The sequence below is a fragment of the Inquilinus limosus DSM 16000 genome, from assembly GCF_000423185.1.
In the GTDB taxonomy this organism is placed as follows: domain Bacteria; phylum Pseudomonadota; class Alphaproteobacteria; order DSM-16000; family Inquilinaceae; genus Inquilinus; species Inquilinus limosus.
In genome coordinates, this window is record NZ_AUHM01000001.1 from 1 (window position 1) to 22310 (window position 22310).

General features: G+C 70.6%; 29 protein-coding genes. 10 read left to right on the forward strand and 19 right to left on the reverse strand.

Features of this window, described 5'->3' with window-relative positions:
* The first annotated feature begins 174 nt into the window (after nucleotides 1–174).
* Nucleotides 175–309 carry a hypothetical protein gene (locus G537_RS45330; protein ID WP_281171416.1) on the forward strand — a complete coding sequence of 45 codons (135 nt, stop codon included), beginning with the start codon at nucleotides 175–177 and terminating at the stop codon, nucleotides 307–309.
* A gap of 65 nt (nucleotides 310–374) precedes the next feature.
* Nucleotides 375–1298 carry a 4-hydroxybenzoate octaprenyltransferase gene (gene ubiA / locus G537_RS0100010; protein WP_026868365.1) on the forward strand — a complete coding sequence of 308 codons (924 nt, stop codon included), beginning with the start codon at nucleotides 375–377 and terminating at the stop codon, nucleotides 1296–1298.
* Here ubiA and G537_RS0100015 read toward each other — a convergent pair.
* Nucleotides 1295–1636: a DUF488 domain-containing protein gene (locus G537_RS0100015; RefSeq protein WP_026868366.1), complete on the reverse strand. Its 342-nt coding sequence runs from the start codon at nucleotides 1634–1636 to the stop codon at nucleotides 1295–1297. The two genes, ubiA and G537_RS0100015, sit on opposite strands and share 4 nt — an antisense overlap.
* On the reverse strand, nucleotides 1633–1812 hold the full coding sequence (locus tag G537_RS0100020) for a hypothetical protein (protein ID WP_026868367.1): 180 nt from the start codon (nucleotides 1810–1812) through the stop codon (nucleotides 1633–1635). Before G537_RS0100020 ends, G537_RS0100015 begins: the two co-directional genes overlap by 4 nt.
* A 125-nt stretch (nucleotides 1813–1937) precedes the next feature.
* On the opposite strand from G537_RS0100020, the gene G537_RS0100025 reads away from it, so the two are divergent.
* A complete protein-coding gene (locus tag G537_RS0100025) occupies nucleotides 1938–2588 on the forward strand; it encodes a class I SAM-dependent methyltransferase (RefSeq protein WP_026868368.1) in 651 nt (216 codons plus the stop codon).
* Between the two features lie 20 nt (nucleotides 2589–2608).
* Here the strand turns inward: G537_RS0100025 and G537_RS41755 are convergent, their stop codons facing one another.
* The 6 genes from G537_RS41755 to G537_RS0100055 form a co-directional block, all read right to left on the reverse strand.
* Nucleotides 2609–3799: a L,D-transpeptidase family protein gene (locus G537_RS41755; protein WP_026868369.1), complete on the reverse strand. Its 1191-nt coding sequence runs from the start codon at nucleotides 3797–3799 to the stop codon at nucleotides 2609–2611.
* A 200-nt stretch (nucleotides 3800–3999) separates the two neighbouring features.
* Nucleotides 4000–5646: a chaperonin GroEL gene (gene groL, locus G537_RS0100035; protein WP_026868370.1), complete on the reverse strand. Its 1647-nt coding sequence runs from the start codon at nucleotides 5644–5646 to the stop codon at nucleotides 4000–4002.
* Between the two features lie 44 nt (nucleotides 5647–5690).
* Nucleotides 5691–6002: a co-chaperone GroES gene (groES, locus tag G537_RS0100040; protein WP_026868371.1), complete on the reverse strand. Its 312-nt coding sequence runs from the start codon at nucleotides 6000–6002 to the stop codon at nucleotides 5691–5693.
* Between the two features lie 134 nt (nucleotides 6003–6136).
* Nucleotides 6137–7417 (reverse strand): TRAP transporter large permease, encoded by a 1281-nt coding sequence (locus G537_RS0100045; protein WP_026868372.1) that lies wholly within the window; start codon nucleotides 7415–7417, stop codon nucleotides 6137–6139.
* Nucleotides 7417–7941: a TRAP transporter small permease gene (locus G537_RS0100050; RefSeq protein WP_026868373.1), complete on the reverse strand. Its 525-nt coding sequence runs from the start codon at nucleotides 7939–7941 to the stop codon at nucleotides 7417–7419. The genes G537_RS0100045 and G537_RS0100050 overlap by 1 nt, the downstream gene beginning before the upstream one ends.
* Nucleotides 7942–8008: 67 nt before the next feature.
* The gene (locus tag G537_RS0100055) at nucleotides 8009–8983 is read right to left on the reverse strand and encodes a TRAP transporter substrate-binding protein (RefSeq protein WP_026868374.1); all 975 of its coding nucleotides are present in this window, start codon (nucleotides 8981–8983) and stop codon (nucleotides 8009–8011) included.
* Nucleotides 8984–9096: 113 nt separating this feature from the next.
* Here G537_RS0100055 and G537_RS0100060 point away from each other — a divergent pair, with 113 nt between their 5' ends.
* From G537_RS0100060 to G537_RS0100080, 5 genes are all read left to right on the forward strand, one after another.
* Entirely contained in the window at nucleotides 9097–9777 is a 681-nt protein-coding gene (locus G537_RS0100060) for a GntR family transcriptional regulator (protein WP_026868375.1), read from the forward strand.
* A gap of 145 nt (nucleotides 9778–9922) precedes the next feature.
* Nucleotides 9923–10186 carry an usg protein gene (locus G537_RS0100065; protein WP_026868376.1) on the forward strand — a complete coding sequence of 88 codons (264 nt, stop codon included), beginning with the start codon at nucleotides 9923–9925 and terminating at the stop codon, nucleotides 10184–10186.
* A gap of 338 nt (nucleotides 10187–10524) precedes the next feature.
* A complete protein-coding gene (locus G537_RS0100070) occupies nucleotides 10525–11703 on the forward strand; it encodes a pyridoxal phosphate-dependent aminotransferase (protein WP_245578821.1) in 1179 nt (392 codons plus the stop codon).
* A 13-nt stretch (nucleotides 11704–11716) separates the two neighbouring features.
* A complete protein-coding gene (locus tag G537_RS0100075) occupies nucleotides 11717–12475 on the forward strand; it encodes a GNAT family N-acetyltransferase (RefSeq protein WP_026868378.1) in 759 nt (252 codons plus the stop codon).
* Between the two features lie 68 nt (nucleotides 12476–12543).
* The gene (locus tag G537_RS0100080; RefSeq protein WP_026868379.1) at nucleotides 12544–13170 is read left to right on the forward strand and encodes a LysE family translocator; all 627 of its coding nucleotides are present in this window, start codon (nucleotides 12544–12546) and stop codon (nucleotides 13168–13170) included.
* Here G537_RS0100080 and G537_RS0100085 read toward each other — a convergent pair.
* The gene (locus tag G537_RS0100085; RefSeq protein ID WP_245578825.1) at nucleotides 13167–14270 is read right to left on the reverse strand and encodes an asparaginase; all 1104 of its coding nucleotides are present in this window, start codon (nucleotides 14268–14270) and stop codon (nucleotides 13167–13169) included. The genes G537_RS0100080 and G537_RS0100085 overlap by 4 nt on opposite strands.
* Nucleotides 14271–14329: 59 nt before the next feature.
* On the opposite strand from G537_RS0100085, the gene G537_RS35645 reads away from it, so the two are divergent.
* Nucleotides 14330–14857 carry an RNA methyltransferase gene (locus G537_RS35645; protein WP_034850293.1) on the forward strand — a complete coding sequence of 176 codons (528 nt, stop codon included), beginning with the start codon at nucleotides 14330–14332 and terminating at the stop codon, nucleotides 14855–14857.
* 9 nt (nucleotides 14858–14866) lie between these two features.
* Here the strand turns inward: G537_RS35645 and G537_RS0100095 are convergent, their stop codons facing one another.
* The 4 genes from G537_RS0100095 to G537_RS0100110 form a co-directional block, all read right to left on the reverse strand.
* The gene (locus G537_RS0100095) at nucleotides 14867–15271 is read right to left on the reverse strand and encodes a nuclear transport factor 2 family protein (protein WP_211230250.1); all 405 of its coding nucleotides are present in this window, start codon (nucleotides 15269–15271) and stop codon (nucleotides 14867–14869) included.
* A 149-nt stretch (nucleotides 15272–15420) separates the two neighbouring features.
* Entirely contained in the window at nucleotides 15421–15777 is a 357-nt protein-coding gene (locus G537_RS0100100) for a response regulator (RefSeq protein WP_026868382.1), read from the reverse strand.
* Between the two features lie 78 nt (nucleotides 15778–15855).
* The gene (locus tag G537_RS0100105; protein ID WP_026868383.1) at nucleotides 15856–16350 is read right to left on the reverse strand and encodes a hypothetical protein; all 495 of its coding nucleotides are present in this window, start codon (nucleotides 16348–16350) and stop codon (nucleotides 15856–15858) included.
* Nucleotides 16347–16841: a hypothetical protein gene (locus G537_RS0100110; protein ID WP_026868384.1), complete on the reverse strand. Its 495-nt coding sequence runs from the start codon at nucleotides 16839–16841 to the stop codon at nucleotides 16347–16349. The genes G537_RS0100105 and G537_RS0100110 overlap by 4 nt, the downstream gene beginning before the upstream one ends.
* A 145-nt stretch (nucleotides 16842–16986) precedes the next feature.
* Here G537_RS0100110 and G537_RS0100115 point away from each other — a divergent pair, with 145 nt between their 5' ends.
* On the forward strand, nucleotides 16987–17667 hold the full coding sequence (locus G537_RS0100115; RefSeq protein ID WP_026868385.1) for a DUF1223 domain-containing protein: 681 nt from the start codon (nucleotides 16987–16989) through the stop codon (nucleotides 17665–17667).
* A 6-nt stretch (nucleotides 17668–17673) separates the two neighbouring features.
* Here G537_RS0100115 and G537_RS0100120 read toward each other — a convergent pair whose 3' ends face one another.
* The 6 genes from G537_RS0100120 to G537_RS0100145 all read right to left on the reverse strand — a co-directional run bounded on the left by G537_RS0100120 (nucleotide 17674) and on the right by G537_RS0100145 (nucleotide 22305).
* A complete protein-coding gene (locus G537_RS0100120; protein ID WP_026868386.1) occupies nucleotides 17674–18366 on the reverse strand; it encodes an NrsF family protein in 693 nt (230 codons plus the stop codon).
* Nucleotides 18363–18992, reverse strand: coding sequence for a sigma-70 family RNA polymerase sigma factor (locus G537_RS35650; RefSeq protein ID WP_081688493.1), 630 nt, complete (start codon nucleotides 18990–18992; stop codon nucleotides 18363–18365). The genes G537_RS0100120 and G537_RS35650 overlap by 4 nt, the downstream gene beginning before the upstream one ends.
* 55 nt (nucleotides 18993–19047) lie before the next feature.
* Complete coding sequence (locus G537_RS35655) at nucleotides 19048–20001, reverse strand: acetyltransferase domain-containing protein (RefSeq protein WP_051247564.1); 954 nt, start codon at nucleotides 19999–20001, stop codon at nucleotides 19048–19050.
* A gap of 9 nt (nucleotides 20002–20010) precedes the next feature.
* Nucleotides 20011–20688 carry an FkbM family methyltransferase gene (locus tag G537_RS35660; protein ID WP_051247565.1) on the reverse strand — a complete coding sequence of 226 codons (678 nt, stop codon included), beginning with the start codon at nucleotides 20686–20688 and terminating at the stop codon, nucleotides 20011–20013.
* Nucleotides 20689–20704: 16 nt separating this feature from the next.
* Nucleotides 20705–21547 (reverse strand): branched-chain amino acid aminotransferase, encoded by an 843-nt coding sequence (locus G537_RS0100140; RefSeq protein ID WP_026868387.1) that lies wholly within the window; start codon nucleotides 21545–21547, stop codon nucleotides 20705–20707.
* Nucleotides 21548–21675: 128 nt separating this feature from the next.
* On the reverse strand, nucleotides 21676–22305 hold the full coding sequence (locus G537_RS0100145) for a S24 family peptidase (protein WP_026868388.1): 630 nt from the start codon (nucleotides 22303–22305) through the stop codon (nucleotides 21676–21678).
* Nucleotides 22306–22310 lie beyond the last annotated feature (5 nt).

Genomic DNA, 22310 nt, shown 5'->3' on the forward strand with positions numbered 1-22310 from the left:
GAGGCCGCCGGACCCAGCTCACCCTCGGGCGGCAATCCCTAGGGCTGTGTACGGTCTCGGCGGCCCAGGCTGGGGATCCGGATCCCCAGCCTGGGCTCAGCTTCTCACAAACCTCATCAGACAAGGCTGTTCGACATCGGCCTCGCCGTCGCGCAAGGCTACACCTACCATCTGGTGTATCCGGATCGCAGCAGCCGGGACCAGCGCATCGTCGCCTTCCGCAACTGGATCCTCGAGGAGGCGAGCCTGCCGTTCCCGCCGTCTGTGCCGGATCGAGGGCTGCTGTTCCACGGCCGCGGGGTCGAGTAGTCTCTCGAGGCCGTTCCATTCTGCAGAAGTGACGCCGACCGCTCGGTCGGCCCGAGTTCCCCACCATGACTGACACCGCCTCCGACATCCGGGCCGAGAGCTGGCTGATCCGCTGGGCGCCGCCCGGCGTGCGGCCCTATCTGACCCTCGCCCGGCTGGACCGGCCGATCGGCACCTGGCTGCTGCTCTATCCCTGCTGGTGGGGGCTGGCGATGCCCCCCCGGCCGGCGGGGTTTGGCTGGATCGACCTGTGGTACGGGGTGCTGTTCGGCGTCGGTGCCTTGGTGATGCGCGGCGCCGGCTGCACGGTGAACGACATCCTGGACCGCGACTTCGACGCCCGGGTGGCGCGCACGCGGACCCGCCCGATTCCGAGCGGCGCGGTCAGCCCGACCCAGGCGGTGCTGTTCCTGATCGCCCAGCTGCTGCTGGGCTTCCTGGTCCTGATCCAGTTCAACAGCACGACGGTCGGGCTCGGCATCGCCTCCCTGGTGCTGGTCTTCACCTATCCGCTGATGAAGCGGATCACCTGGTGGCCGCAGGCCTTCCTCGGCCTCGCCTTCAACTGGGGCGCGCTGGTCGGCTGGACCGCAGTGGCCGGCGAGTTGGCCCTGCCGTCGCTGCTCCTCTACGCCGCCGGCATCTGCTGGACCCTGGGCTACGACACCATCTACGCGCTGCAGGACATCGAGGACGACGCCCGCATCGGCATCAAGTCGACGGCGCGGCTGTTCGGCGGCGCCACGCGGCGCTGGGTGGCCGGCTTCTACGCCCTGACCGTGCTCGGGATCGGCGCCGCCGGCCTGTCGGCCGGGCTGGAGCCCCTGCCCTTCCTGCTGCTTCTGGCCGCCGGGGCGGCGCAGCTGGCCTGGCAGGTGGCGATGCTGGCCGCCGACCGGCCGGCCGATTGCCTCGTCAAGTTCAAGTCGAACCGCTGGTTCGGCCTGCTGGTATTGGCCGGGCTTCTGGCCGGCCGTGCCCTGGCCTAGCCGCCGAGATATTTGGCGAGCGCGACGGCGTTGTTCTGCCGCTCGTCGCGGCTGGCATAGAGCAGCGTCACCCAGCCGTCCTTGCTCTTCTGCCGCAGGAAGGCCACCGCGTTCGGATGGGTGTCCAGCTCGGCATAGTAGCGCCGGCAGAATTCCGGCCACTTCTCCGGCTCCTGATGCACCCAGTGGCGCAGCTCGTCGCTCGGCGCCACGGTCTTGAGCCAGAGGTCGAGCGCCGCCTGCTCCTTGGTCAGGCCGCGCGGCCACAGCCGGTCGACCAGGACGCGGAAGCCGTCGCCCTCCTCGGGCGGGTCGTAGACGCGCTTGACCCGGATCATGACCCGGCCTCGTCGCCCTTCCGGGCCTTCGGCGCGGGCTTCGCCTTCGGCCTCGGGTCCAGCCCGGCATAGGCCGGATCGATCTCGTGCAGGTAACAGGGCGGGGAGCTACACTCCCCGATCTCCGCTTCGGCCGGACCGTCCTTGGGCCGGGCCTGGGCATGGCGGCTCGCCATCTCGTGGTTTCCTCGTCTGCAGCGGCGGTCTGCGCCGACGCCGTGTTCCCGAGTCTCACGCATTCCGGCGCCCGACATCAAGACTCCATGGCTCATCGCCGCCCTGCAGGATAGGAAAGACGGCCATGGACGATATCGACGCCTTCATCCGCGCCAACACGGCGCCGACCCGACCGCCGCTGCTGCCCGAGCTGGTGCTGCATCTCGCCACCGAGGTGACGCCGCTGTGGCAGGCGACGGAGGAGACGCTGCGCCGCACCGGGCTGCCGCCACCCTACTGGGCCTTCGCCTGGGTCGGCGGCCAGGCGGTGGCGCGATATCTGCTGGACCACCCCGCGAGCGTGGCCGGGAAGCGGGTGTTCGACTTCGCCTCCGGCTCCGGCATCGTCGCCCTGGCCGCGGCGCGGGCCGGCGCCGCGGCGGTGACGGCGGCGGAGATCGACCCGATCGCGCTGGCGGCGATCCGGCTGAACGCGGCCGCCAATGGTTGTGCCGTCGCGGTCGACGGCGGCGACCGGATCGGCGATCCGCTGGACGGTATCGACATCGTCTGCGCCGGCGACGTCTGCTACGAGAAGCCGATGTCGGACCGGGTCATGCCCTGGCTCCGCACCCTGGCCGGCGCGGGCAGGACCGTGCTGCTGAGCGACCCCGGCCGCGCCTACCGGCCGCAGGACGGGCTGGCGGAGGTCGCCCGGCACCAGGTGCCGACCAGCGTCGAGATCGAGGATCGCGCGGTCCGCGAGGCCGTGGTCTGGCGCGTGCTGCCGGGGTAAGCCCCCGGGGCGGCGCCGGCTCAGTTGGTGGTCGGCGCCGCCGGTGTCGTTGTGCCCGGTGCCGCCGGGCTGGTCGCCGGAGGCGGCGTGACGGCCGGAGCTGCAGGCTCGGTCGCGGCCGGAGCCGGCGCCGCCGGAGCTGCCGGCTCGGTCACCGCAGGGGCCGCCGGAGCCGCAGGCGCTTCCACGGGTTCGGCCGGGGTCGCCGGCGTCTCGGCCGGTGCGGCCGGAGTCTCTGGCGCGGTGGGAGCGGTCGTGGCCGGGGCGGCGGGCTGGGTCGGAGTTCCGGTTGCGGGAGCCGTGCCGGCCCCGGCCGGAGCAGGCGTCGCCGGCGCGCCGGTCTCGCCCGGCGCGGTCTGGCCGGGCGCCGTCTGGGCCGGGGTCTCGGCCGCCGGCTGCGCCGCCCTCTTCGCCGCCGCCTGGCGGCGTGCCGCGGCACGGGCCAAATACGCCTGCCGCGCCTCGTCCTTGTTGGCGTAGACGTCCGGGTAGTTCACCGGCTGGCCGAACTCGTCCGGGAAGCGGGTGAAATAACCGATGAAGACCGGAATCTCCTCCGGCAGGCGCTCGGTGTACATGCGGCCGGTGCGGATCTTCCGGTCGATCTCGTCGACGCTGACGCCATCGGCCCAGGCCGCCAGCTCCCGGACCTGCTGGACCCGGACGCAGCCATGGCTCAGCGCCCGCTTCTCGCGGCCGAAATAGTTCTTCTGCGGCGTGTCGTGCAGATAGATGGACTGGTCGTTGTCGAGCTCGAGCTTCAGCCGGCCGAGCGGGCTGCGCGGCCCCGACGGGATGTAGACGCTGGCCTCGTTGCGGACGATCGACGGCGTCGGGGTCCAGTCCGGGTTGTACTTGATCGCGTACATGTTCGACATCAGCTCGGGCGTCGAGGTCGCCGGAGCCCCGACCACGACCTTGCTGCGGAGCACGGGCGCGCCGTCCTGAAAGGCGATCAGCTCATAGGACGGGATGTTGACCAGGATGAACTTGCCGCGCGCCGGGATCGCGACATTGACGCCGGCGTCACGCATCGCCTGGACGAAGGGGGACAAGGGCGGCGGCGCGGGCTGCTCCGGCGCCGGCAGGCTGGCGGTCTGCTGCGTCCCGGCCGGCACGCAGGCGGCGAGCGCCAGGATCGAGGCGACCGCCAGGGCGGCACGGGCGATCGGCCCGCGGTGGTTGGGCGCGCTCTTGGAACAGGCGGTCATCACGAATTCCCCTTCCGTCTCGGACGGCCGGGCAGTCGAACCCGGGGCCGTTGCATTCATTTAGTTGCCGGTACTCGGCCCGGCAATCGAAAGACTGCATAGGCCCCACGAGTTCTTGCATCGCCGGTCGATATGGCAAAAAAGGGGCGCTCCGAAGAGCGCCCCTCCACAATTCGACTTCAGGGTATCCGATCCGGGGATCAGAAGTCCATGTCGCCCATGCCGCCCATGCCGCCCGGGCCGGGGGCCGGGGCCGCGGCCTTCTTCTCGACATGCTCGGCGACCATCGCCTCGGTGGTGATCAGCAGGCTGGCCACCGACGCGGCGTTCTGGAGAGCCGCACGAACGACCTTGGTCGGATCGATGACGCCGGCCTTGATCAGGTCGCCGTACTCACCGGTCTGGGCGTTGTAGCCCCAGTTCTTGTCGTTCTTGTCCTGCAGCTTGCCGACCACGATCGAGGCGTCGCCGCCCGCGTTGGTGACGATCTGCCGGACCGGCGCCTGCAGGGCGCGGCGGATGATGTCGATGCCGACGCGCTCGTCGTCGTTGTCCGGCTTGACCTTGTCCAGCGCCTTCGAGGCGTACAGGAGGGCGGTGCCGCCGCCCGGGACCACGCCTTCCTCGACCGCGGCGCGGGTCGCGTGCATCGCGTCGTCAACGCGATCCTTGCGCTCCTTCACCTCGACCTCGGTGGCGCCGCCGACGCGGATCACCGCGACGCCGCCCGCCAGCTTGGCCAGACGCTCCTGCAGCTTCTCGCGGTCGTAGTCCGAGGTGGTCTCCTCGATCTGCGCCCGGATCTGGTTGCAGCGGCCCTCGATCTCCTTCTTGGCGCCGGCGCCGTCGACGATCGTGGTCTCCTCCTTGGCGATCACGACCTTCTTGGCACGGCCCAGCATGTCGAGCGTGACGCTCTCGAGCTTGATGCCGAGATCCTCGGAGATGACCTGGCCGCCGGTCAGGATGGCCATGTCCTCGAGCATCGCCTTGCGGCGGTCGCCGAAGCCCGGGGCCTTGACCGCCGCGACCTTCAGGCCGCCGCGCAGCTTGTTGACCACGAGAGTGGCCAGGGCCTCGCCCTCGACGTCCTCGGCGATGATCAGCAGCGGCTTGCCCGACTGCACCACCGCCTCGAGGACCGGCAGCATGGCCTGCAGGTTCGACAGCTTCTTCTCATGCAGGAGGATGTACGGGCTCTCGAGCTCCGCGATCATCTTCTCCGCATTGGTGATGAAGTACGGCGACAGGTAGCCGCGGTCGAACTGCATGCCCTCGACCACGTCGAGCTCGGTCTCGAGGCTCTTCGCCTCCTCGACCGTGATCACGCCCTCGTTGCCGACCTTCTCCATGGCCTTGGCGATCATCTCGCCGACATCGCGCTCGCCATTGGCGGAGATGGTGCCGACCTGGGCGACCTCGGCGTTGGTCTTGATGACCTTCGACCGGGTCTTGAGGTCCGCGACGACGACCTCGACGGCCTTGTCGATGCCGCGCTTCAGGTCCATCGGGTTCAGGCCCGCGGCGACGGCCTTGACGCCCTCGCGCACGATCGACTGGGCCAGGACGGTCGCGGTGGTGGTGCCGTCACCGGCCAGGTCGTTGGTCTTCGACGCGACCTCGCGCACCATCTGCGCGCCCATGTTCTCGAACTTGTCGGAAAGCTCGATCTCCTTGGCGACGGTGACGCCGTCCTTGGTGATCCGCGGCGCGCCGAACGACTTGTCGATCACGACGTTGCGGCCCTTCGGGCCCAGGGTGACCTTGACCGCGTCGGCCAGGATGTCGACGCCGCGCAGCATGCGCGAACGGGCGTCGAGCGAGAACTTCACGTCCTTCGCTGCCATCTCTCTATTCCTCTATCTTTCGGGATTCCGGTACGGGCGGGCGATCAGGCGGCCTTGGCCGACTTCTTCGCGGTGATGATGCCGAGGATGTCGCTCTCCTTCATGATCAGGAGATCCTGGCCGTCGAGCTTCACCTCGGTGCCCGACCACTTGCCGAACAGGATCCGGTCGCCGGCCTTGACGTCCAGCGGCTGCAGCTTGCCGGCCTCGTCGCGGACGCCCGCGCCGACGGCGATCACCTCGCCCTCCTGGGGCTTCTCCTTGGCGGTGTCCGGGATGATGATCCCGCCCGCGGTCTTCTCGTTCTGCTCGATACGGCGCACCAGCACACGGTCGTGCAGGGGACGGAATTGCATCGCTCGCTCTCCCACTTTCGTTTAGAGATCTGCGTTCAGGACCTGCCCCGGCCGTCGTTAGCACTCTCGGCCGGTGAGTGCTACGCATTTAAGGGGACGGCGGAAACGGGTCAAGGCCCGCGCGAAGATTCTCTTCAGCGGAAGAGGGCCGGCAGCCAGAGCGACAGCGCCGGGATGTAGGTCACGGCCAGAAGCACCACGACGGAAGCGCCGAAGAACGGCCAGATCGTGCGCATCGCCTCGCGGATCGTTATCCGGCCCACGGCACAGCTGACGAACAGCACCGAGCCGACCGGCGGCGTGTTCAGGCCGATGCCGGCGTTGAGGATCAGGATCACGCCGAAATGGACAGGGTCGATGCCGAAGGCCTTGACCACGGGCAACAGCACGGGGGTGCAGATGATGATCATCGGCGCCATGTCCATGAAGGTGCCGAGGATCAGAAGCGCGATGTTGATCAGCAGCAGCACGGCGATCGGATCGCTGGAGATCGCGTTGATCGCCGCGACCGTCGCGGTCTGCACCTGCAGCAGCGCCATCAGCCAGCCGAAGGCGCCGGCCGTGCCGATCACCAGCAGCACCATCGCCGTGGTGCGCACCGCCCCCTGCACCGCCTCGACGAAACCTTTCCAGTCGAGCTCGCGGTAGACCAGCAGCGCCACCAGGAAGGCGTAGATCACCGCGATGCAGGAGCTTTCGGTCGCGGTGAAGATGCCGGACCGAACGCCGCCGAAGATGATGCCGATCAGCAGGATTCCCGGCAGCGCCAGGACGAGATAGCAGCCGACGGCGCGCAGGCCGGGAAACGGGTCGGCCGGATAACCGCGACGGCGGGCGACGATATAGGCCGTCACCATCAGGGCGGCGGCCAGCAGCATGCCCGGGACGATCCCGGCGGTGAACAGGTCGGCGATCGAGACGTTGCCGCCCGCCGCGATCGAATAGAGAATCATGTTGTGCGACGGCGGGATCATCAGGGCGATGATCGCTGAGTTGGCGGTGACGTTGACCGCGTAGTCCCTGGCATAGCCGCGTGCCGCCATCTGCGGGATCATCAGCCCGCCGATCGCCGAGGCGTCGGCCACCGCCGAACCGGAGATGCCGCCGAACAGGGTCGAGGCCACCACATTGACCTGGCCCAGCCCACCGCGCATATGGCCGACCAGGCTGGCGGCGAAGCGGATCAGCCGCGCCGCGATGCCGCCCCGGATCATCAGGTCGCCGGCGAAGATGAAGAACGGGATCGCCATCATGGCGAAGGCGTTCATGCCGGAGTTGATCTGCTGGAACACCACCACCGGCGGCAGGCCCATATAGACCACCGTCGCCAGGGAGGAGATGCCGAGACAGAAGGCGATCGGCATGCCGATCAGCATCAGCAGCGTGAAGCTGCCGAACAGGATCCACAGCTCCATCACGCCAGCTCCCGCACGCCCTCGACCGCAGCCTCGTGCTCGAGGCCGGCCACCTGCTCGACCAGCCGTTCCGCCGCGAACAGCGCGATCAGGGCGCCGCCGACGACGAGCGGGATGAAGTCGAAGCCACCCGGCAGGTCGAGGACCGGGATCGTCGCGGTCCAGGTGCCGATCGCGAGCTGCACCGAATACCAGACCATGGCGCCGCCGAAGCCGAGGATCAGCAGCAGGTTCACCACCTCCAGCACCCGGGCGAGGGCCGGCGGCAGCGTGTGCTGCAGCAGGTCGAGGCCGAGATGGAAGCTCTCGCGCACGCCGACCGCGGCGCCGAGCAGGATGAACCAGCCCATCAGCTGCAGCGTCAGCGGCTCGGCCCAGCTCGGCGTGTCGTTCAGCACGTAGCGGGCGAAGACCTGCCACCCGACGGTGACGGTCATCGCCAGCATGCCGATGCCGGCCAGCCACAGGGCGCCGGTGGACAGGACGCCGAGAATCCGGCGCATCAGTGTCAGGGCCGATGCCATTCCGGCCGATCTCCCATCGCACGAAAGCCGGCCCCACGCGGGGCGGGGCCGGCCGGGTGACGTTGCTTCACTGGACCGCGCGGATGCGCTCCACCAGCGACTTCAGGCTCTCATTGGTGACGAACTTGTCGTAGACCGGCCCCATCGCGGCGCTGAACGAGGCCTTGTCGACGGTGATGACCTCGGCGCCGCCGGCCCGCACCTTCTCCTCCGACTGCTTCTCGCGCGCGGTCCACAGCTCGCGCATCTTGGCCACCGATTCCTTCGCCGCCTGGCGCAGCAGCGCCTGGTCGTCGGGCGACAGCCGGTCCCAGGAGATCTTGGAGATCACCAGCACCTCGGGCGTCAGCGAGTGCTCGGTCAGGGTGTAGTGCTTCGCCACCTCGAAATGGCGCGAGGATTCGTAGGACGGCCAGTTGTTCTCCGCCCCGTCGACGACGCCGGTCTCCAGCGACGAATAAACCTCGCCGAAGGGCATCGGCGTCGGGTTGGCGCCGAAGGCCTGCATCATCGCGATCCACAGGTCGGATTGCTGGACCCGGATCTTCAGCCCCTTCATGTCGTCGATCGAGCGGATCGCCTTCTTCGTCGTGTAGAACGAACGCGCGCCGGAATCGTAGAAGGCGAGGCCGATCAGCCCGTGCGGCTCGAACGCCTTCAGGATCTCGTCGCCGATCGGCCCGTCCACCACCTTGTGCATGTGGTCGACCGAACGGAACAGGAAGGGCAGGCCCAGCACCTGCGTCTCCGGCACCAGGTTGTTGAACGGCGCCGTGTTCACCCGGTTCATGTCGATCACACCGAAGCGGGTCTGCTCGATCGTGTCCTTCTCGGCGCCGAGCTGGGCGTTGTTGAAGACCTGGATCTTGATCCGGCCGCCGGTCCGCTGCTCCATCAGCTCGCCGATGTATTTCACCGCCTCCACCGTCGGATAGCCGTCCGGATGGATGTCGGCCGAGCGCAGCGTCACGCTCTGCGCCGAGGCCGGGAGGGCCGCCAGCGACAGCGCCGCCCCCAGGACCAATGCCGCGATGGATTTCACGAACGCCTCCCTCCCTCATGCGCCTGGTATGATCAGGCCGCGGTCTAGTATGGTAAGTACGAGCCTAGTATGGTACCTGGATTGACGCAATATCCCTCGTGGGCTCCCGTCGCATGGCACCGCTCGATCTTCTCGACCAGACCACCAGCATCGCCCGGCTGATCGAGCTCGAGATCCGCAAGGCCATCGTCACCTTGGCGTTGAAGCCGGGCGCGCCGCTGTCGGAGCAGGAGATCGCCATCCGCTACGGCGTGTCGCGCCAGCCCGTGCGTGAAGCCTTCATCGCGCTCGCCCGGTCCGGGCTGGTCGAGGTGCTGCCGCGGCGCGGCACCTTCGTGGTCAAGATCTCGATCGAGCGCATGCTGGAGGCGCGCTTCATCCGGGAATCGCTGGAGAGCGCGGTGGTGCGGCGGGCCTGCGAACGCTTCGACGCCCGCGTGCGGACCCGCATCGACTTCCATCTCGAGGCACAGGAGGCCGCGGCCGCCGCCGGCGAGCATTACGAGTTCCAGCGCGCCGACGAGGCCTTCCACGCGGCGATCGCCGAGGGGGCCGGCTGCCCGTCGGCCTGGACCGTGATCGAGGATCTGAAGGCGCATATGGACCGCGTCTGTCATCTGACGCTGCCTTCGGCCTCGTCCCTGCCGATGCTGATCGCCCAGCACCGCGCCATCCTGGCGGCGATCGACGGACGCGACGCCGACGGCGCCGAGGCGGCGCTGCGCGCCCATCTATCGGAGATCCTGCGCGCCCTGCCCGCGGTGCAGCGGGAACACCGCGACTTGTTTGCATGAGGCGCCGGTTTGGCAGCAGTCCTGCCCGACTGCTGCTAACACATTGATTTTCCTACATATACCCTTGCCCGCGTCGGAAATCCACATCACATTTCCTTCATAGACCGGATGCTCAAGCCGGCCATGCAGAAGGGATGGCGAAGGAATGACCGATCTGGAACGTCAGCTGCAGGGCTACCGCCTGACCACGGCGGAGATCCTCTATCACATGCCCGACCATCCCGGGCTGCTGCAGAGCTTCGTCTGGCAGAAGCTCGACCTGGCCCCGCGCTTTCCCGAGCTGCACCGATTCCTGGACTTCTGGACCCGCAACATCGACGGCAAGCTGCATTCGGTGCGGGTCGCCTCCACCGCCCTGGTGAAGCCCGGCGAGCTGCGGCTCTGCTCCGCCGAGTTCCGGCTGCATTGAGATCGGGATGAGATGGCAGGCTGGCGGCGGGGCTCCCGGCCCCGCCGCCACCCGCAACCCGGAGGGGGATCCGGTTGCGGGAACCTGCACCATGCGCCTCTGGCGGGGAGGGGGTCCGCCATGGCGACAAGCCCCGCCGTGATCGACGATCGCTATCCGATCGCAGAGGGAGCCGACGGTGCCCGCATCCCTAACAACGGGCGTCCCGATCGGTTCCGAGAAACCCTCCCCCCTCCTCTCTCCCGCTTGCGCCGCGCGCCGCCCATGCGCCGGGCGCGGATGACGCCCGCCGCCCCGTCTTGCTAACCTCTGCCCCCGGGCAGAGGGAGAGGTTCAGCGTGGACGGACATATCGCGACGGGTCTTCTGGGCGGCATTCGACCCGATATCGCGCGGCTGCCGGAGAGCGGCATCGTCGAGGTGGTCAATGCCGGCCGCGGCAAGCCGGACCTGATCCCGCTGTGGGTCGGCGAAGGCGATCAGCCGACCCCGGCCTTCATCGCCGAGGCGGCGAACCGGGCCCTGGCCGAGGGCCAGACCTTCTACACCTGGCAGCGCGGCATCCCGCCGCTGCGCGAGGCGCTGGCGGGCTATGTCGGCCGGATCGCCGGGACCTCGGTGTCGCCGAGCCGGATCTACGTCACCGTCGGCGGCATGCAGGCGATCATGATGACCATGCAGGCGCTGGTCGCGCCGGGCGACGAGGTCATCATGCCCGCCCCGGTCTGGCCGAACATCTTCAGCGCCGTCGAGATCGCCGGCGGCCGCACGGTACCGGTGCCGATCGGGGTCGAGAACGGCCGCTGGCGGCTGGACCTGGACCGGCTGTTCGCCGCCTGCGGGCCGCGCACCCGCGCCCTGTTCCTGAACAGCCCGGGCAACCCGACCGGCTGGACGCTGACCGCGGAGGAGCAGAGGGCGATCCTCGACTTCTGCCGTGCCCGCGGCATCTGGATCGTCGCCGACGAGGTCTATGCCCGCTTCGTCTACGACCGGCCTGTGGCGTCGTCCTTCCTGTCGATCGCCGCGCCGGAGGACCGGCTGGTGGTGGTCAACACCTTCTCCAAGAACTGGGCGATGACCGGCTGGCGCATCGGCTGGGTGGTGGCGTCGGAGGAACTGGGGCAGGTCTACGAGAACCTGCAGCAGTTCAACACCTCCGGCGTGCCGACCTTCCTGCAATACGGCGCGGTCGCCGCGATCGAGCAGGGCGAGCCCTTCATCCAGAGCCAGGTGGAGCGCTGCCGGACCGCGCGCGACCTGGTGATCGGCCGGCTGTCGGAGTCGCCGCGGGTGCGGCTGACCCGGCCGGACGGCGCCTTCTACCTTTTCTTCCGGGTCGAGGGCGAGCCGGACAGCCGCGCCCTGGCGCTGCGCCTGCTGCACGAGGCCAATGTCGGCCTCGCCCCAGGCTCGGCCTTCGGGCCCGGTGGCGAAGGCCATCTGCGGCTGTGCTTCGCCGGCTCGGTCGAGCGGCTGCAGACGGCGATGGACCGGCTGCTGCCTGCGCTGTCGTGACCGGGAGAGGGGCGTGAACCGGGCGCTTCTGGAGCGCCTGGTCCCCAACACCCTCGCGGCCGCCACCGAGGGCCGGCAACGCATCGATGTCGGCCCCTTTGCGCTGTTCGTCTCCGGCGCCAGCGACGACCCGATCCAGAGCTTCGCCGTGCCGGTCGTCCCGGCCCCGGACTGGCGCCCGGCGGTGGCCGGGCTGCATCGCGCCTTCGACGCCGCCGGCCGCCGCTTCCGCATCGAGTTCTTCCGCGAGCTGCATCCCGCCCTGTCCCCGACCCTCTACGCCATGGGCTATCAGCGCGAGATGGAGGCGCCGCTGATGGCCCTGCACCGCGACGCCTGGCGGCCCGCCCCGGACGGCCCGGCCCGGCTGCTGACGGCGGAGGACGAGGCGGCGATCGACGGGCTGATGCTGGTCCAGCGCGAGGCCTTCAACCAGCCGCTGGACGATGCCGGTGAGGCGGACTTCCGCATCCGGCTGCGCCGGGGGCTGGCCTGCGGCAGCCGGCAGGCCGCCCTCGCCCGGATCGACGGGGTCCCGGCCGCCAGCGGTCTGCTGCTGATCGGCGGCGACACGGCCGAGCTGGCGGCGGTCGGCACCCGGCCGGCCTTCCGCCGCCGCGGCCTGGCCGAGGCGGTGTGCCGCCGCCTGCTCGCCGCCTATTTCGCCGGGGGAGAGCTGGCCTGGCTGTCCGCCGCCGCCGGGGCGGAGCCGCTCTACGCCAAGCTGGGCTTCCGCCCGGTCGGCACGCAGCTCAACTTCGGCGCGGCATAGGCCGCCTCCCGCTGGACAAATCCCCAAAGCCGTGGATTGCTGGCCGGGCCTCCGAAGGAGCCTTCGCCATGTCGCTCGACCTGTGGTTCGCCTTCCTGCTCGCCGCCGGAATCGTCCTGATCATCCCCGGACCCACCGTCACCCTGGTGCTGTCCTACGCGCTCGGCCGCGGCCGGGCCCATGCCTGGTGGATCGTGGCGGGCGTCGCGCTCGGCGACTTCACGGCGATGACCCTGTCGATGCTGGGGCTGGGCGCCCTGCTGGCCGCCTCGGCCACCGCCTTCACCGTGCTGAAATGGATCGGCGCCGCCTATCTGGTCTATCTCGGCGTCAAGCTGTGGCGCGCCGCGCCCGAGGCCGACGGGCTGCCGGCGGCTGAGACCGGACGCTCGCCCCGCGCCATGCTGCTGCACGCCTTCGCGGTGACGGCGCTGAACCCGAAGAGCATCGTCTTCTTCGTCGCCTTCCTGCCGCAGTTCGTGCATCCGGAGATGCCGCTGCTGCCGCAGATGGCGGTGCTGGAAGGAACCTTCGTCACCCTCGCCGCGCTGAACGCCGCCGCCTACGCCTGGGTCGGCGCCAGGCTGCGCGACACCATCGGCCGGCCCTCGGTGCTGCGCCTGATCAACCGCGCCGGCGCCGGCGTGCTGGTCGCCGCCGGCTTCGCCACAGCCGCCTGGAACCGGGCGAATTAGCTCTCGCCACCCAACTCTGCGGCGCTGCGCACCGTGCCGACGGTCACGCCGCGCCGGGTCTTGATCTCCGGCGCCAGCCAGCGGCCGGTGATCGCCGGATCGGCGTCGTCCAGCACCCCGATCCGCTTCAGGATCGCGGCCATGACGACATTCGCCGCCCGCTCCGCCCCGTCCTCGATCTTGAGGGCGACGCCGAGGCCGTATTCCGGCAGCGCGGCGCAGAACACGCCTTCCGCCCCCATCTTGGTCATCACCCGGCCGCGGCAGGCCTGCATGATCTCGGTGTCGAAGCGGCCGGTGCCGGCCACCAGGAAGGGCTGCGCCGCCCAGGCCTTGCGGATCCGCAGCACCGCGTCGCGCCGCTTTTCCGGCAGGTCATCGGGATCGGCGATCCGGGCCATGGCGAAGGCCAGGCCCTCCAGCGGAATGGCGATGGTCGGGATCGAGCAGCCATCCGCCGCCCAGGGCGCCGAGCCGAGGCCGCAGCCGGTCATCTGCTCGAGCACGCCGAGGATCCGCTGCTGCACCGGATGCTCGTAGCGGACATAGCCCTTGGTCTTCTCGCCGAGATGGACCGCGGTGGTGAGGAAGCCGGTGTGCTTGCCGGAGCAGTTGTTGTGCAGGGCCGAGGGACGCTCGTGCTTGCAGACGAGCGCATGGGCCGAGCCCTCGTGGAACGGCAGATGGGTGCCGCATTCGAGATCGGCCTCGGACAGGCCGATCTTCGCCAGCCAGGCGGCGACCCGCTCGACATGGCCGGGCTCGCCGCTGTGCGAGGCGCAGGCCAGCGCCAGCTCCTCGTCGCCCAGACCGAAGGCGTCGGCGGCGCCGGTTTCGACCAGCGGGATCGCCTGCAGCGCCTTGATCGCCGAGCGGGCATAGACCGGCCGGCCGATGTCGCCCCAATGGCCGTGCACCCCGCCCGCGCGGTCGACGATCAGGGCGATGCCGCGGTGCCGGCTCTCCACCACCGCACCGCGGGTGACCTCGACCAGGATCGGCGCGCCGCCCTCGGCGAGGTCGGCGGTTCCGGCGGCGGGGCTGTGCTCGTGGTCGTGCGCGTGGGTCATCGTCGTCTCGGCATGGTCGAGGGAGCGCACCTTGCCCTCCCGCCCCGCGCGGGGCAAGGTCGCAGCCGAACGACTGGGACGGGAACCGGATGAAAGGCTATTTCGCGATCGGCTGCGAAGGCATCAGCAAGCCGATGAATGTCGGCGCCCTGCTGCGCACCGGCCACGCCTTCGGCGCGGCCTTCTGCTTCACCGTGGCGCCGGTGGCCGAAACCGTGGATTTCGGCTGGAGCGACACCTCGGATGCCGCCGGCACCGTGCCGCTCTACACCTATCCCGACGTCGCCTCGATGACCCTGCCCCAGGGCTGCTCGCTGGTCGGGATCGAGCTGATGGCCGACTCGATCGCACTGCCCAGCTTCCGCCACCCGCGCCGGGCCGTCTATGTGCTCGGGTCGGAGCGCGGCGGCCTGTCACGCGAGATGATCGCGCGCTGCGACCACATCGTGCAGATCCCGACCCGCTTCTCGCTGAACCTCTCGCTGGCCGGCGCGCTGGTGATGTACGACCGGCTGATCTCGCTCGGCCGCTTCGCGCCGCGGCCGCTCATGCCCGGCGGCCCGACCGAGGCGCTGCCGCCGCATGTCCATGGCGGCCCGAAGGTGGGAGAGGACTGAACCCGGATCTCAGGCGTCGCGGGCGAGCAACGCCGCGAGCGCGCCGGTGTCGTGGTAGAACGGTGTCCCCTCGATCAGGAGATCGTCCCGGAACCGCAGGACCTCGGCGAAGGGCTGGCTGACGGCGATGCCGCTGCGCCGTGCCGTCAGGTGCAGCGTGCAGGTCATGAAGACGGTGTCGCCGGTGCGGACGGCCTCCAGCCGATCCACGCCGATATCGCTCCACACCTCCCGCATCCTGCGGAACAGGGCCCCGATTCCCGCGAGCCCTCGCCAGTCCCCGGCATAAGGCAGCGACGCCGGCTCGTGCACCACGACATCCGGATGGAACGCGGCGGCGAGCGCATCGGGATTCTCCGACCTCGCGCTCAGGAACGCCAATTCCACCTCGAACATGCGGCCCAGGAGCCGCATGGCGGAATGCCGGTCATCGGATTGAAGGGCCATCCATCCCCCCGTGGCTGGTGCGAACGGCCGCGGAGCGCGGCTTCGATCGTCAGCCTAGGATCCGGATCGCCGGTCGCCTGCCCGTTTCTTGCTCCGGCTCCGCCGTTGTGGCCGGCTCACGCGCCCGACGCCAGCATCGACCGCACGGTCGCGGCCAGGGCGTCTGCGGCATAAGGTTTGCGCAGGGTGGGCAGATCCTGCGGCACCCCGTCCTCGGCGCCGTAGCCGGTGGTGAACAGCACCTTGAGCGACGGGCGCTCGCGCCGCACCTGGGCCGCCAGCTCGGCCCCGGTCATGCCCGGCAGGCCGACATCGGTGATCATCAGGTCGAACTCGCTGCCGTCGAGCAGGCGCAGCGCCTCGGGCCCGTCCGCCGCCTCGGCGACGTCGAAGCCGCCATCGGTCAGGGCCTCCACGGCGAGGAGACGCACCAGCACGTCGTCCTCGACCAGCAACACACGTCCGCCGGGCATCGGGTCCACTGTTCACTTCTTCTGATCGCTGACCGATTCATGGCGGCAAACCGGACCGGGGGCAACCCTCCAGGCGCGTCAGTGGATCGTCGCCCCGGCGGGGACCGCATGGACGGCGGCCTCCGGCGGCACCTGGCCGGCGACCGGCGGCAGCACGATGCCGCCGTCCCGCAGCGCCTCCGCCAGGACGGCGAAGGGCCGGTCGCACAGCCGGGCGGCGGCCGGCGTCAGGATGGCGCGGGCCAGGAACGGCGCCCAAAGGGTTTCACCCTGCTGGTGCAGCGCCACGATGTCGAGCAGCAGCCGCTCATCCTCGGTCACCTGCCGGCAGCGCGGGCAGTTCACCCGGATGGTGCGCCCGGCGCCGTTGCCGATGAAGCCCATCAGGTCGTCCACCGCCTCGGCCGCCGCCGGCGCGCCCTCGTTGCGGAAGGCGGTGCGGAGATTGGCGATCACCGGGATGCCGTGGCGATGGCCGGCGACCCAGGCGCGGATCGCCCACAGCACCAGCGTCTCGGCCCGCGTCAGCGGCGGTGCGCCGGCATCGTCGCAGTCATGCGCCTCGTCGCTCATGGCAGCGCCGCCCGCACCAGGCCGAAGGCCCCCTGATTGGCCGGCACCCGCAACGGCCGCGGCGGCGCCGGCCGCTGCAGCATCACCCCCGCCTCCGCCAGCATCCCGCCGAGCTCGGCGCACAGGCCGGAGGCGGCGCGGCAGGCGGCCGGCGACAGCATGCCGCGCAGCATCAGCGCGCCCGCCACGCCCGACTGGCCGATCGCGACCAGATCGAGGATCCGGCGCTCGTCCTCGGTGACGGTGAAGGCGCAGGGCACCCCGATCTGCACCCGCCGCTCGGCGCCGAAGCCGATGATGCGGGTCAGGAGACCGATCCGCTCCGCCGCCGCCTCGGCGCCGACCTTGCGGAAGGCCAGCAGCACCGGATGGTCGGTCGGCGCCCCGGTCTTCAGCCCGACGACGCTGAGCCGCAGCGCCCACAGCACCAGCTGCTCGGCAAAGGGCAGGGCGCGGCGGTCGCCCGGCTCGGTGATCTGGTCCTCGTCCATTCTCGGCTCCCCGTGTGAACGGCCGGTCTATTTGAGAACGATTATCAGTCGCGAATCAAGTCCCCGTTTGTTTCCGACGATGTCCACCGGTAACCCCGGGCTCGGGCGGAACGAACCGAAGGCAGGCTTCTGCCCAGGGACTCGCATGATCCGATCGCTCCTCGCCGGCCTGCTCGCCGTCTCGGCCCTCCCCCTGTCCCTCGCTACGGCGGCCGAGCGGGCGGTGGTGGTGGAGCTGTTCACCTCCCAGGGCTGCTCCTCCTGCCCGCCGGCCGACGCCCTGCTGGCGACGCTGGCGGACCGGCCGGAGGTGCTGGCGCTGGCCTTCCATGTCGACTACTGGAACCGGCTGGGCTGGGCGGACCCGTTCTCGAGCCCCTGGGCCACGGCGCGGCAGAACGCCTATGCGGCGCTGTGGGGATCGGGCCAGGTCTACACGCCGCAGGCGGTGGTCGACGGCGGCCGCGACGTCGTCGGGTCCGACCGGGATGCGATGGAGGCGGCGATCGCCGCGGCGCGGTCCGACCCGTCGGTGCCGGTCGCGCTGACCGCGACGGAGACGGCGCTGCAGGTGATGGTGGACGCAGCGGCGCCGTCGGACGCGGCGCTGTGGCTGGTCGGCTTCGACGACCGGCACGAGACGCCGGTGCGGCGAGGCGAGAATGCAGGTCGGATGCTGGTCAACCGCAACGTCGTGCGCAGCCTGACCCGGCTGGAGGGCTGGACGCCCGGCGGCACCATCGACGCGGCGCGGCCGGCCGGCGAGCGGGCGGCGGTGCTGCTGCAGGCCGCCGACGGCCGGATCCTGGGGGCGGCCCGGCTGTAGGACCGCTCAGCCGGCCGTGGCCTGACCCGAGGAACGCGGCGCGATCAGATCGAACAGCCGACGGCTGAACAGCTTGGCCATCCCGACCAGCAGCGCGATCGAGCCGCCGTGCCAGATCAGGATCATGAGGGTGGTGTCGAGCGGATGGAACAGCGACACGCCGCAGGACACGAGGGCCGACGCGGCCAGCATGCCGGTGACGATGGTGGCGGTCGACCGCACCGGCGCGGCGTGGCGCAGCATCAGCACCAGGAGCGCCCAGAGCGGCAGGCCCATCATCAGGATGTTCATGAAGCAGCGGTAGCTGGTGCCGAGCACGAAGCCGTCGGGGCCGAGGCGGACCCAGTCGGTCAGGCAGCCATAGCCCATCGAGGCCAGCCACAGCGCCAGCCCCGGGACGGGCAGCAGGGCCCAGCGCCGCGATCGGTCGGGCAGGCTGACGTGGAAGGCGGCGATGGCGGCGAGGATGCCGGTCAGCATCGCGCCGGCCCATTCGAGCTGATAGGAGGTCTCTCCCAACTCCTCCATCCGCTCGTGCCGCACCCCCTTCAGGGCGACCACGGCGGCGATCACGGCGGCGGCGATCAGCAGCCACAGCAGCGCGCGCAGCATCGGCGGCCGCAGGGGCCGGACCGGCCGGGCCTCGGCGGCGAGCTGCGCGATCAGGTCTTCGGTGCGAGTCCGGCCCGTCTCCGTCATTTCGGTCCCAACGCCCCCTTCAGCGCCTTCAGCGCGCGATGCATCGCGACCTTCAGTGCCGGCACCGACGCGCCGCTGGCGGCCGATGCCTCCTTCAGCGACATGTCCTTCAGCTTCAGCAGCTCCACCGCCCGGCGTTGGCCCGGCGGCAGCTCCGCGATCGCGCGCCGCAGCGCGATCGAATCGGCCTCCATCCCCGTCTCATTCGTTTCGGGGGCGGCAAAGGTTTCCGTGAACGGGTCGATCGCGGTCTCGCGGCCGGTGGTGCGGATCTGGATGCGCACCCGGTCGACGATCCGCCGCCGGGCGATCGCCACCAGCCAGGGCTGGAACGGCCGCGCCGGATCATAGGTCTGGCGGATGCTGTGCAGGGTCAGCAGCACGTCCTGCACCGCGTCCTCGGCATCGGCCGGACGGTGCAGGGAGCGGCGGGCCAGCGCCCTGAGATAGGGGGTGATCTCGGTCAGCAGCCGGTGATAGGCGGCCCGGTCGCCCGCCTGGGCCGCGACCATCAGCGCCGACCAGCCGGCATCGGGCGCCACGCCGGACGGGCCGTGCTCGTCGGGCGGGCTCATGGCGGCAATGGGCGGTGCGGTCCGGACATCGGCGCCGAGACTAGCCGGCATTTCCCGCACTGCCTATGGCCTGCGTCGCCTTGTTCCTGCCGAGCTGCGCGCCGCGCTAGCGGCTGCAGGAGGCGGCCAGGGCGTCGAGGCGATCCCGAAGCTCCGGCGCCGCGTCCGGCCGCAGCGCCGGCCACAGATCGCGCGCCTGGATTTCGTCGACCATGCAGCCGCAGTAGGCATGGCACGATTCGGGACCGCGGCCCCGCCGCTCGCACTGCACCTGGCAGTCGATCAGGAGCGGCGCCGGATCCGGCGGCGGCGACAGCATCGCCTGCGGGTCGCGGCCGAGCGCGATGCCGACCAGCAGCAGGAAGCCGATCAGCATCGGCTGATGGACCAGATAGACGGCCAGGCTGTGCCGCCCGGCCCAGCGCAGCGGCCGGCCGGCCACGCCGCCGTCGACGGTGCCGGCGGGGGCGCCGGCGTGCAGCCACCACCGGGCCAGGGCGATGCCGAGCAGCACCGGCCCGAACCAGGGGAACAGCGGCTCGTAGTCGTTGCTGCGCGGCGGCTCGGTTCCGAGCCCGGTCCACAGCAGCACGGGGTGGCCGAACAGGGGCGAGCGCCAGAGGATCGGCAGCGCGATCACTGCGAGGCCGAGGGCGAGGCTCGCGGCCGGCGGCAGCCGCAGGAACGGCAGGCCGAGGATGCTGGCGACGGCGATGCAGTGCAGGATGCCGAAGAAGATGAACTGGTCGGGAATGACGACCCAGGTCACCGCTGTGACCGCGGCGGCGCCGGCCACCACCTTGCCCAGCCGGATCGCCCAGCGCCGCCAGTCGCGGCCCTGCACGTCCCACAGCACCAAGCCGGCGCCGACCAGGGCCAGGAAGCTGCCGGCGATCAGGTAGCGCGCGGCGATCCAGCCGGGTCCGCCCTGCAGGTCCCAGTCGACGAAGCGGAAGAATCTCAGGTCCCACGACAGGTGGTAGAGGCCCATCGTCAGCAGCGCCAGGCCGCGGAGCAGGTCGATGACCGGCAGACGGCCGGAACGCGATGGAGCCAGCATGCCGTTCCGCTAGCCCGGCCGCACGAACACCCCGTCCATCCCGATCAGCCGGGCGGTGCGGCGGTTGAAGTAGCCGGGGATGAACAGCGCCGGGACGAAGCCCAGCTCGGCCATGTGCCGGATGCTGTCGAGATAGGACGGCTCGCCGTCATAGACCGGCACGACCGCGAGCTCCATCTGCACCGCGGCGATGCGCGGCAGCACGGCGCGCGCCCCGTCCAGCACCCGGCGCTCGGTGCCCTGGGTGTCGATCTTCAGCAGCACACGGTCGTCCGGCCGCGCATGGCGGGGGAAGATCCGCTCCAGCCGAGCCTGCGACGCCACCTCGGTGCCGACATAGGCCGAGCCGTCGAGCAGCTCCGCCATCTCGGCGGTGAAGTCGAGCACCGAGCTCATGTCGCTCTCGCCCGAGACCTGCAGGGTCACCGGCGCGTCGCTGTCGCCCAGCGCCATGCGCGACTCGACCACCCAGTCTGGATCGCCCGCGGCCGCCGCGGTCAGCGCCGCATGGGCGGCGGACAGCGGCTCGACCGAGACGATCCGCCCGGCATAGCCGCCGCGCCGCAGCCGCTGCGCGTATTGGCCGACATTGGCGCCGACGTCGAACACCAGGGTGATGCCCTGGTGCTCGAGCACCCGGATCAGGTTGCGCGTGTCCTTGGAGACGGGCTCGGGCGACGGGGCCATCGGCGCTCGCTCCGGATCAAGAATGGGCCCAGTCCCAGTATAGCTTCCGCGCCTTGGTGTAGAACGGCCCGGGCTGGAGGTGCCGGTCCTCGAGCCGGGTGCAGGGCAGCACCTTGGCAAAGTTGCCGGTCTGGAAGATCTCGTCGGCCTCCGCCAGCTCCTCCGGCCGGATCGCGCGTTCGATCACCTCGACCCCGTCGTGGCGCAGCAGCTCGATCACCCGGCGGCGGGTGATGCCGGCGAGGAAGGTGCCGTTCGCCGCCGGGGTGTGCACCGCGCCGTCCTTGGCCATGAAGATGTTGGCGGTGGCGAATTCGGCGACGTTGCCGATCGGGTCCAGCATCACCGCGTTGGTGAAGCCGCGCTGCTTGGCCTGGCGCATGGCGAAGCCGGACTGGGGGTACAGGCAGGCGGCCTTGGCCCGGGTCGGCGCCATCTCCGGCGACGGCCGGCGCAGCCCCTGGGCGAAGCAGGCGCTGTCGTCGCCCGGCTGCGGCAGCGGCGAATCGTAGATCGACAGGCAGAAGCGGGTCGCCGCCGGGTCGGGCTCGATCCAGCCGTCCTCGGCCCAGAACATCGGCCGGATGTAGACCGCGGCGTCGGCCGGGAAGCGGCGCAGCCCCTCGCGGGCCAGCGCCTCGATCTCCTCGGCCGCCAGCGTCGGCTCCATCCCCATGGCGCGGGCCGAGGCGACGGCGCGGGCGCAGTGGCGATCGAGATCCGGCGCCACGCCCTCGAAGCCGCGGGCGCCATCGAAGATGATCGAGGACATCCAGGCGGCGTGCGTCAGCGGCCCCATGATCGGCGGGTTGCCTTCCCGCCAGGAGCCGTCGAGGAAGGTCAGCGCATATCTCGCCATGTCGTCCGTCCGATCCCGCAATGCGTGCCGGCGGAGCATAGGCGAGCGGCCGGGCCCGCGCCAACATCGGGCGCGGGCAACCGTGAGCAGCCCTGCGTCGGACGCAAGCCTGGCCGACCGTCTGGCCGCTACTGGCTGGCCCAGACGATCCGGGCCTTCCAGGCCACGTCCGACAGCTTCAGCGACTGCGGCGCCGCGTCGCCCACCAGCGGCTTCAGATCGATCCGGTTGGCGCTGATGCGCACCAGCTCGCCGATCAGGAGCTCGCCGCCGACCGTCTTCGCCACCACCCTGTCGCCACGCCGCAGCCCGGCCGCCGGCGAAACGACGACGACGTCGCCGTCCCGGTAGATCGGCGCCAGGTCATTGCCGGCGATCTCCAGCGCATAGGCGTTGGGATCGGAGAGGTTGGGAAAGTCGACCTCGTCCCAGCCCTTGCCGGTCGGGTGACCGGCATTGTCGAACAGGCCCTCGGCCGTGGCCTGGGCGCGGCCGATGACGGGGATGCGGCGGGCCGGCAGGCCCGACCCGTCGTCGATCAGGCGCACGAAGGCGGCCATCGAGCTGCCGGTCGCATCCAGGATCTTCGAGATGCTTTCCGTCGACGGCCAGCGCAGCTTGCCGTCGCTCGACTGGCGCTTGCTGGGGTTGAAGGTCGTCGGGTCGAGCCCGGCGCGGCGCGCAAGGCCCGAGGGCGACAATCCGTTGAGCCTGGCGAGACGATCGATCGCCGCCCAGATGTCGGCGTGCTTCAGCATGGGAA